This is a genomic window from Methylobacterium sp. WL18 (genome assembly GCF_008040015.1).
GTDB classification, from domain to species: Bacteria; Pseudomonadota; Alphaproteobacteria; order Rhizobiales; family Beijerinckiaceae; genus Methylobacterium; species Methylobacterium mesophilicum.
In genome coordinates this window covers 1-8,375 of sequence record NZ_VRVD01000176.1, presented here as the reverse complement: position 1 = coordinate 8,375, position 8,375 = coordinate 1, and the positions used below count along the sequence as shown (strand labels likewise).

The window sequence follows — 8,375 nt, the reverse complement described above, 5'->3', positions numbered from 1 at the left end:
CCGCCGCGGTCGGCCGCCCGGACCGGGCGAGCCTTTGGGTCGCCCTCGGTAGCGGCCTCGCCATCGCGCTGGGGAGCGTTCTCCTCGGCCTGCCGGTGGCCGGCGTCGCGCTGATGATCCTGTTCGCCGGCCTCGGGGCGCTCGCTCTCACCCGGCTCGCCCGGAACAAGATCGGCGGTCAGACCGGCGACGTGATCGGCGCCTGCCAGCAGCTGGCCGAGATCGCCGCGCTGCTGGCCCTGGTGGCGTCGCTGGCGGATTGAGGCTCGTCGGCGGTTCCGACATGATGCTTCAAGGCCAGCCGACCTGATGCAATCCGTGGAGCCATCGCCATGCAGGCCGATTCCCAGCGCGGACCGACGCTCGAGGATCTCATCACCTCGGATCCCACGATCATGGGCGGTCGACGCGTCTTCCGAGGGACACGTGTACCTGTCGAGGTGCTGTTCGAGAATTTGGCTGACGGGCTCTCTGTCGATGAGATCCTGGACGCCTATCAGACTCTGGATAAAAACGACGTGGTGCGAGTCCTCATGCTTACCTCGCGGTCACTGGCCGGTTCGAGAGCGGCGTGAGGGTGGTTCTCGACGAGGGCGTGCCGCGGCATCTCGCCGACGGGCTGAGGGCCAGCGGTGTGGATGCCGATCGGTTTCGGACGGCTTGGAAGGGCATCGGCAACGGCACGCTGCTCCGAGCTGCCCAGGCCGCAGGCTACGCCGTCCTGGTCACGAATGATAAGAATATCGCCGACCAGCAGAGCTTCGTCGGACGCATGCTCGCCGTCGTCTCTTTACCGGTCAATCGGCGCTCCGCCCTCATGGCGCGGGTGGCGAACATCGCCGACACCATTCTCCGGACCAAGCCAGGACAGCATGTTGCGATAACCCTGGACGGGCGCCGCCACGTGCGGCGTTTCGCGGACGGTCTGCTGGTGGAAGAAGAATGGCCCGCGGTGCCGCCCTTCGCACCGTAGCGGATCGGTCCGGATCACTGAACCGGCGCGATGCAGGAACTCGTTGATTTATCCCACGTCTTGCCGAGGGCCTGCGGCTGCCATTCGGGATGATGCCCGAAGGCCTTGATCGAGCCACGATCCCTCGGCCATGGATCCGCGATGCAGCCCGCGCCCAAACCCTCGTCCCCCTGCACCAAGGTCTGCGTGCTCGACGCCGGCAGCGGGCTGTGCCGCGGCTGCGGGCGTACCCGCGACGAGATCGCCACATGGGGCGGGATGCCGGAGACGCGGCGGCGCGCCATCATGGCCGGGCTCGGTGCGCGGCTGCGTGCGGCCGGTTTCACCCCCGTCGAGGAGCCGCTGCCGTCATGATCTATCTCGGGCTCGCCGCGATCGCCCTGGTCATGGCCGTGCTGGTCCTCAGCGACGGCAGCGAAAGCATCGGCGGTGTGATCGAGCCCGACCACCTCGCCGGGCTCGCCTCGACGGGAGGCATCCTGATCCTGGTGGTCGCCGGCTACTGGCGGCAGATCACGACCTCGCTCGGCCCGAGCCTGCGGGCGCTGCTGGCCTGGGCGCTGATCGGGCTCGCCCTGGTCATCGGCTACAGCTACCGCGACCGGATCCAGGGCGTCGGTGCCCGGGTGCTCGGCGAACTCCGGCCGGGCTCGGCCGTCTCCAACCCCGGCGGCGGCGTCACGATCACCCGGCGGGCGGACGGCGACTTCCGGGTCGACGCCGAGGTCAACGGCCGCATCCAGCCGTTCCTGTTCGACACCGGCGCGAGCAGCGTGGTGCTGACCGCCGAGAACGCAGCCGCCCTGGGCCTCACCCCGGCGGCGGCCGACTTCACCGCCCGGGTGTCCACGGCCAACGGCATCGCGTATGCGGCGCCGATCCAGCTGGATTCGCTGCACATCGGCACCATAACCGAGCGCCGGGTGAACGCCATGGTGGCGCGGCCGGGCTCGCTGGCCGGCAACATGCTGGGCCAGACCTTCCTGACGCGCCTGTCGGCCTACGAGGTCCGAGGCGACCGGCTGATCCTGAGCCCGCCCTGAGGCGGCGCACGCCTCAAGCCGCCTGCGCCTCCGGCGCTTCATGCGAGACCATGGCCACCGCGTCCCGCAGGGTCTGGAGTCCGGCGTCGGGCCGCATCCCGTGGGTCGAGAGGTGGCGCCGGAAAGCCCGGGCCCCGGGCCTTCCGTTGAACAGGCCGAGCATATGCCGGGTCACGGCATGCAGGCGCTCGCCCCGGGCCAGGATTTCGGCCAGGTAGGGCTCGAACGCCGCCACGGCCGCGAAGGCGTCGGGGACCGGTGCGTCCACGCCGAACAGTTCGGGATCGACGCCGAGCAGCAGCGCCGGCTCGGTATAGGCGGCGCGGCCGACCATCGCGCCGTCCACCTCGGCGAGGTGCGCGCGCACTGTATCCAGGTCGCGCAGGCCGCCGTTGACCGCCACCGGCAGGGCGCCGAGCCGCTGCTTCAGCCGGGCGGCACGGCCGTAATCGAGGGGCGGCACGTCGCGGTTCTCCTTGGGCGAAAGGCCCTTGAGCCAGGCCTTGCGGGCGTGGACGATCAGCCCGTCCACCCCTGCGGCCACGACCGCGTCGGCGAGCGCATCCAGGGCCGCCTCGGGATCCTGGTCGTCGACGCCGATCCGGCACTTGACCGTCACGGGAACCGACACCGCCGCCTTCAGGGCCGCCACGCAGTCGCCGACCAGGGCCGGCTCGCGCATCAGGCAGGCGCCGAAGCGGCCGTCCTGCACCCGGTCGGACGGGCAGCCGACATTGAGGTTGATCTCGGCGTAGCCGAAATCGGCCGCGATCCGCGCCGCCTGCGCCAGTTCGGCCGGATCCGACCCGCCCAGCTGGACCGCGACCGGATGCTCCTGCTTCGAGAACCCGAGCAGCCGATCGCGCGGGCCGTGCAGCACCGCGCCCGTGGTGACCATCTCGGTGTAGAGCCGCGCCCGCGCCGACAGGGTGCGGTGGAAGGCCCGGCAATGCCGATCCGTCCAGTCCATCATGGGGGCGACGGAGAACCGCCATCCCGGAAGTGCGCCGCAAGTCTCAGCCGCCGTCACGTGTGCGAGATCCGTGTTGACCCGTATCCTGCCGGCGCACCGCGCCTCGGGACGCGGTAGGTGTCTTCCGGTGGATCGAGGAGAAGGCCCCGCTGATACCACGGGCGGGCGAGCCTCGAAAAGCGCTCGGGTATGGGACACCGCCCGGGTGGGGCGCCTGGCGGTGTCCCCGGATACAGAGAGCAGGAACGATCCGGCTTAGAACACCGGCATCGCTCCGGCGACGGTGATGAGCGCGCCCGACGTGTAGCTGCTCTCCTCGGAGGCCAGCATCACGTACGCGGAGGCGAGCTCGGCCGGCTGGCCCGGGCGGCCGAACGGCACCTGGCTGCCGAAGGATTTCACCGAATCCTGGCTCATTCCGGACGGGATGAACGGCGTCCAGATCGGGCCCGGCAGCACGCCGTTCACCCGGATGCCCTTCTCGGCCAGGAGTTGGGACAGGCTCAGCACCATGTTGCTCAGCGCGCCCTTGGTGGCGCTGTAGGCCATGAGCGACGGCATCGGATGCTTGGAATTCACCGAGGAGGTGAAGATCACCGACGCGCCGGGCTTCAGGTGCGCCAGAGCCGCCTTGGTCACGTAGAACGGGCCGAACACGTTCGTGCGGAAATGGTCCTCGAAGATGGTGTCCTCGATGGCGTCCAGGCCCTCGTTCGGCTGCTGGAACGCGCCGTTGTTCACCAGCACGTCGAGGCGTCCGAAGGTCTCGGCGGTGCGGGCTACGATCGCGCGGCCGTAGGCGGGATCCTTGAGATCGCCCGGCAGCAGCAGGGCGCGCCGGCCAGCCTTCTCGATCCAGCCGCTCACCGCCTCGGCATCCGCCTGCTCCTCGGGCAGGTACGAGATGGCGACGTCGGCCCCCTCGCGGGCATAGGCGATCGCCACCGCACGGCCGATGCCGCTGTCGCCGCCGGTGATCAGCGCGACTTGGCCGGTGAGCTTGCCGGAGCCCTTGTAGCTGTCCTCGCCGTGATCGGGCTCGGGCGCCATGCGGCCGGTCTTGCCCGGAAAGCTCTGCGGCTGTGCCTCGAACGGCGGACGGGGATACTTGTGCAGCGGATCTGTGGTCATGCGGGGTCTCGCGTTGGGATACGGGTCCAACGATGGCTCGACCGGGGTGTTCCTGTGCCGCGCCGACGCGCCGATGGAGCAGAGACGCGGCGACATCGAGCAGCAACAGGCGGTCCCCACTCTCCGGCGCGAGGGAGAGGGCGCCATGATCGTGTTGGAATCGGAGGATCGCGTCGCACGCAGGATCGATCGCGCCCTGCTCGGTGCCGCGATGCTGTCGCTCACCCTCGGCCTGGCCGCGGGCCTGTGGGGCGTGCTCCAGTGAGCCCCGCACCGGGCGCCGCCCCGATCCGCAGCGGATGCCGGCGCATCATCCTGAAAGGCGGCCACCGGCGTTCGGCAAAGAGGCGATGCGCATCAGAAGGCCAGCGCATCGTGCCGGTTCCGGTCCCCGACACGATGCGTTAGGCCCGCTCACGATGCGCCGCCCCGGTCTCGATCGCACCGCCGTCGTTCTGATCTGCGCGGGCCTCGTTCTGCTCGCGATGGCGCAGCTGCTGGTTGGTTTCCCGTGACGGGCCGCGGGGGCCTCCAGCGTGAAAGGGGGCGGGACCGATGCTGAACCGCGCCTTCATGGCCGCGACCCTCCTCGCGGTGGCCGCGTTCCTGGTCTACCTGGCGGGCCTCGCCCGCGAGGCCCTGTCGCCGAACCAGACCTACGCGGCCAGCATCGGCCTGACCCTCGACCAATGCGTGACGGCCCAGGACGGCCTCTCGGACGCGGAGGCGCGCGCCTATTGCCGACGGCCGGTGCCGAAGCGGCCGTGAGGCGCGGATGCGAACACGGTTCGGGCTCGTCGGGCCGGCGTCTCCGCCTTGGGGATGCGCGGGCTTTTTGATTCGCATCATCCCGGAAGCCGGCGGCCGGGTTCCGGGATGATGCTCTAGCTGCCGAACTTGTAGTTCAGGCCGAAGCGGCCGAGCACGCCCTCGTTCCGGAAGCGCGCGGCGTAGGCGCCGACGCCTGGCCCCACCGCCACGAGCGGGACGGTGCGGCGGCCGAGATCGTAGTACAGCGCCTCGCCTCTGAGGGTCACGGCGTTGGTGTGGAAGATGTTGAACGCGGAATCGGTGGGTAGGGCGAACTCGATGCCGCCGCCGACGGCGTAGCCGGTCTCGACGCGCGAGCTGCTGCCGTAGAAGCTCGGTCGGCCGGCCGCTGTCTGGAACACGCCGCGGTAGGTCTCGCCCGCGTAGGCGAAGCCGCCGGTGCCGTAGACGAGGGTGCGGTCGAAGGCGTAGCCGACACGTCCGCGCAGGGTCCCGAGCGCGTTGCCCATCTGCCGGAAGGTGCTGATCCCGCCGAGCCGCCCGGTGCTGCTCCGGGTGCGGTTCAGGTCCGTGTAGGCCAGGTCGGCCTCGGCGCCGACGACGAAGCTGGGCGTCAGCTGGACATTGTAGCCGATCTGACCGCCGCCGACGAAGCCGTCCCGCGGCAGCGCGCGCGTGCCCGGACGATCGCCGGTCACGCCCCCGTTGTTGAGCGGGAGCACGCCCACGGTCGTCACGGCATCCTTGGTGCTGGTGATGTAGCCGGCGTTGATGCCGAAATACGGGCCCGCCCAGGTGAAGGCCGGCAGGGCCGGCGGCGGGGGCGTATATGCCCGGCGCGGAAGATCCGCGGCCGAGGCGAGCTTGGTCAAGGCAACGAGCGCGGCCAGGGGGGAAAAAGTCTTGTAGAACATGAGTCGTCCAAGCAAATGAAATACGAGCGTGGTATCAAATCGTATAATGCGGAGCTGTCACGCAGCTGCAACACTTAAATACTTGCGTATTATGCAAATATAAAACAACTCGATCATATTATTTATTGAAATTTATCTAAATAACATCATTGTCATTTGAGAAAAAGCTGCTCTATGCAATAAATCGGTGCGCGAAAGCGCGATATCGAAGGGTGCCGGACCGATCGGCGGTGCCGCTTGAGGCCCGTCACAGGGTCTGTTCAACCCCGCTCATCGTGAGGCCCGTTGCCGCGCCGCCGCGGCTCCGAACGCCGCGAACAGCGCCCGGTTGATCGGGTTCGTCGCGGCGTCGTGCTCCGGGTGCCACTGTACGCCCAGGGCGAAGCCCGGCGCGTCGTGGATGCGGATCGCCTCGATGGTGTCGTCCTCGGCGATGCCCTCGATCACGATGCGGGCGCCCGGCTTCAGGATGCCCTGGCCGTGCAGGGAGTTCACCCGGATCGTCTCGCACCCGAGCAGCCGCGCGAAGGCGCCGCCCGGGGTCAGGCGGACCGCGTGGCGGTCGGCGAACACCACTTCGAGGTCCGGGTGGATCTCGCCGTTCTCGAGCCGTGGCATCCGGTGGTTGAGGCGACCGGGCAGATTGCGGATCTCCGGGTGCAGGCTGCCGCCGAAGGCGACGTTCATCTCCTGAAACCCGCGGCAGATGCCGAACAGCGGTACGCCCCGCGCCACGCAGGCCTCGATCAATGGCAGCGCCGTCGCGTCGCGGGCCTCGTCGTAAGGCTCGTGGGCCGGGTCTGCGGCGGTGCTGAAGCGGGTCGGATGGACGTTGGCACGGCCGCCGGTGAGCAGGATGCCGTCCACCGTGTCGAGGAGGTCGCCGAGATCGGTGATCCCGGGGCAGCCGGCGAACATCAGCGGCAGGGCCCCGGCCACGTCGGCCACCGCCCGAAGGTTGTTCTGGCCGACGATCTGGGCCGTGAACCGGTTGTCGAGCAGGCGCGCGTTTCCGATGACGCCGATCACGGGTCTCGCCATCGTCCCGGCCACTCCTTCGTCCCGGCTTCGCCGCAGGCCCCGCACCTTGCGGTTGGCTCTACGACCCACGCAAAGCTGGCGCCAGTCCCGTCAGAGCCCGGGAACACCCGCGGCCCGGGCTTCCTCGCGCAGCACCTCGGCGACCCGCTCGGGGGCCTCCTCGTGCGCGAGATGGCCGAGCCCCCGGATCAGCGCGACGCGGGCGTCGGGCAGGCGGTCGCGGACCGTGAAGGCGGTGTCGGGCCGGATCGCCCGGTCGTCGCCGCCGACGATCAGCAGGGTTCGGGTCGTGAGGTCCGGCAGCGCCCGGTGCAACCCGGCGAGATCCCAGTTCGCCATCATGCCCAGCGCCCCGCGGACGTGCCCGGCCCGGGCGAACAGGCGCCTGTACAAATCGACGCCCTGCGAATCGAGCCGTGAGCCGGTCCCCTCGATCAGCTTCTTGGCCGCCGACCGATCCGCCGTCCAGGCGAAGATTCTTGGCGTGAACGGGTTGAGGAACAGCAGCCGTGCCATGCCGGGGAACAGCAGGCTCGCCGCCCCGGGCAAGGGTGCGAGCGCACCGTTGAACGCCGCGAGCAGGCGCGGAGCGATCGACCCGTCCAGGCACATCCGCGCCAACACGGCCGCCCCGGCCGAGTGACCCGCCGCCACGATGGGCGGGCGTCCGAGCGTTCCCACGAGCCCCGCTACGGCCCGGGCCATGCCCGGCAGCGACAAGTCGGCGTCCGGTAGGGGATCGGTAAAGCCGTGGCCCGGAAGGTCCGGGGCGATGACGTAGAAATTTTGGGCCAGGAGCGGCGCAAGGCCGCGCCAGGAATGGGTGGCCGCCCCGGTTCCGTGCAGAAGCAGCAGCACCGGCGCCTCGGGCTGCCCGAACTCTTGCACATGCCAGCGCAGGCCCGCCGCCTCGACGAAGCGGCTCGCGTCCCGGTGCGGCCAATCCCGGCCCTCGACCGCCCAATCGGGCCGATCCGCGTCGCGCGGGCTCAGCACCGGCCGGAATCCCGCAGCGCACCAAGCGCAAGCGTACCGCCCGCGCCTGCGCTATCGTGCCGTGTCGGAAGTATTTCGTAAGATATTGAGAAAGCATGCGGAAACTGCATGCCACCGCTGCCGGAGCCCGGATTGCTGCGACGCAACATCGGGGGCATCAAAGGGGCGAACACAGGCACCGCGCATCTCTCACCGTTGGAACCGGCCATGATCGTCTTCACCTCCTCGACCCATCACTTCGCCGGCTCGACCGACGGCCGCTGGAGCTTCCGCGGCCTGTTCCGCGAGATGCTGAACGCCTGGATGTCCCACAACCAGCGCGTCGCCGATCTCGGGGCTGGCTACCACCTCTGATCGTCGACACGGCCGGCTCTTTCCGGCCCGATATCCCGCTCAGAGCGCGGCCCGCACCGCCGCGCTGAGCAGGCCGGCATCGGCCCGGGGCAGCACGAGATAGCGGGCGTCCATCGCTTCGGCGACCGCGCGGGCGCCTTCGCCTCGGGCCCCGGTATCGATCACCAGGGCCGGCAACC

At 69.6% G+C, this 8,375-nt stretch carries 13 protein-coding genes; 8 read left to right on the top strand and 5 right to left on the bottom strand.

Going from position 1 to position 8,375, the window contains the following annotated elements; genetic code table 11:
* The 5 genes from FV228_RS14320 to FV228_RS14300 all read left to right on the top strand — a co-directional run.
* Positions 1–263, top strand: a 263-nt coding sequence (locus tag FV228_RS14320) for an adenosylcobinamide-GDP ribazoletransferase (RefSeq protein WP_187277753.1), incomplete at its 5' end; no start/stop codon positions are given.
* A gap of 69 nt (positions 264–332) precedes the next feature.
* The gene (locus FV228_RS14315; RefSeq protein ID WP_147855240.1) at positions 333–575 is read left to right on the top strand and encodes a DUF433 domain-containing protein; all 243 of its coding nucleotides are present in this window, start codon (positions 333–335) and stop codon (positions 573–575) included.
* A gap of 2 nt (positions 576–577) precedes the next feature.
* Positions 578–973, top strand: a complete 396-nt coding sequence (locus FV228_RS14310; RefSeq protein ID WP_246693907.1) for a hypothetical protein — start codon at positions 578–580, stop codon at positions 971–973.
* A 141-nt stretch (positions 974–1,114) separates the two neighbouring features.
* On the top strand, positions 1,115–1,327 hold the full coding sequence (locus FV228_RS14305; protein ID WP_147855238.1) for a DUF1289 domain-containing protein: 213 nt from the start codon (positions 1,115–1,117) through the stop codon (positions 1,325–1,327).
* On the top strand, positions 1,324–2,016 hold the full coding sequence (locus FV228_RS14300) for a TIGR02281 family clan AA aspartic protease (protein WP_147855237.1): 693 nt from the start codon (positions 1,324–1,326) through the stop codon (positions 2,014–2,016). Before FV228_RS14305 ends, FV228_RS14300 begins: the two co-directional genes overlap by 4 nt.
* Before the next feature lie 13 nt (positions 2,017–2,029).
* Here the strand turns inward: FV228_RS14300 and dusA are convergent, their stop codons facing one another.
* Both dusA and FV228_RS14290 read right to left on the bottom strand, forming a co-directional pair.
* Positions 2,030–3,046 carry a tRNA dihydrouridine(20/20a) synthase DusA gene (dusA, locus tag FV228_RS14295; RefSeq protein ID WP_147855236.1) on the bottom strand — a complete coding sequence of 339 codons (1,017 nt, stop codon included), beginning with the start codon at positions 3,044–3,046 and terminating at the stop codon, positions 2,030–2,032.
* Positions 3,047–3,244: 198 nt separating this feature from the next.
* Positions 3,245–4,120, bottom strand: a complete 876-nt coding sequence (locus tag FV228_RS14290) for an SDR family oxidoreductase (protein WP_147855235.1) — start codon at positions 4,118–4,120, stop codon at positions 3,245–3,247.
* Here FV228_RS14290 and FV228_RS14285 point away from each other — a divergent pair.
* Together FV228_RS14285 and FV228_RS14280 are read left to right on the top strand one after the other, a co-directional pair.
* The gene (locus FV228_RS14285) at positions 4,119–4,385 is read left to right on the top strand and encodes a hypothetical protein (protein WP_147855234.1); all 267 of its coding nucleotides are present in this window, start codon (positions 4,119–4,121) and stop codon (positions 4,383–4,385) included. The genes FV228_RS14290 and FV228_RS14285 overlap by 2 nt on opposite strands.
* A gap of 290 nt (positions 4,386–4,675) precedes the next feature.
* On the top strand, positions 4,676–4,888 hold the full coding sequence (locus FV228_RS14280) for a hypothetical protein (RefSeq protein WP_147855233.1): 213 nt from the start codon (positions 4,676–4,678) through the stop codon (positions 4,886–4,888).
* A gap of 116 nt (positions 4,889–5,004) precedes the next feature.
* Here FV228_RS14280 and FV228_RS14275 read toward each other — a convergent pair whose 3' ends face one another.
* The 3 genes from FV228_RS14275 to bchO all read right to left on the bottom strand — a co-directional run bounded on the left by FV228_RS14275 (position 5,005) and on the right by bchO (position 7,842).
* Entirely contained in the window at positions 5,005–5,805 is an 801-nt protein-coding gene (locus tag FV228_RS14275) for an outer membrane beta-barrel protein (protein WP_147855232.1), read from the bottom strand.
* A gap of 270 nt (positions 5,806–6,075) precedes the next feature.
* Entirely contained in the window at positions 6,076–6,846 is a 771-nt protein-coding gene (locus FV228_RS14270) for a gamma-glutamyl-gamma-aminobutyrate hydrolase family protein (protein ID WP_147855231.1), read from the bottom strand.
* A gap of 90 nt (positions 6,847–6,936) precedes the next feature.
* A complete protein-coding gene (gene bchO / locus FV228_RS14265; protein WP_147855230.1) occupies positions 6,937–7,842 on the bottom strand; it encodes an alpha/beta fold hydrolase BchO in 906 nt (301 codons plus the stop codon).
* Between the two features lie 207 nt (positions 7,843–8,049).
* Between bchO and FV228_RS33120 the strand changes: the two genes are divergently transcribed.
* Positions 8,050–8,196 (top strand): hypothetical protein, encoded by a 147-nt coding sequence (locus FV228_RS33120; RefSeq protein ID WP_187277752.1) that lies wholly within the window; start codon positions 8,050–8,052, stop codon positions 8,194–8,196.
* Positions 8,197–8,375: the final 179 nt, after the last annotated feature.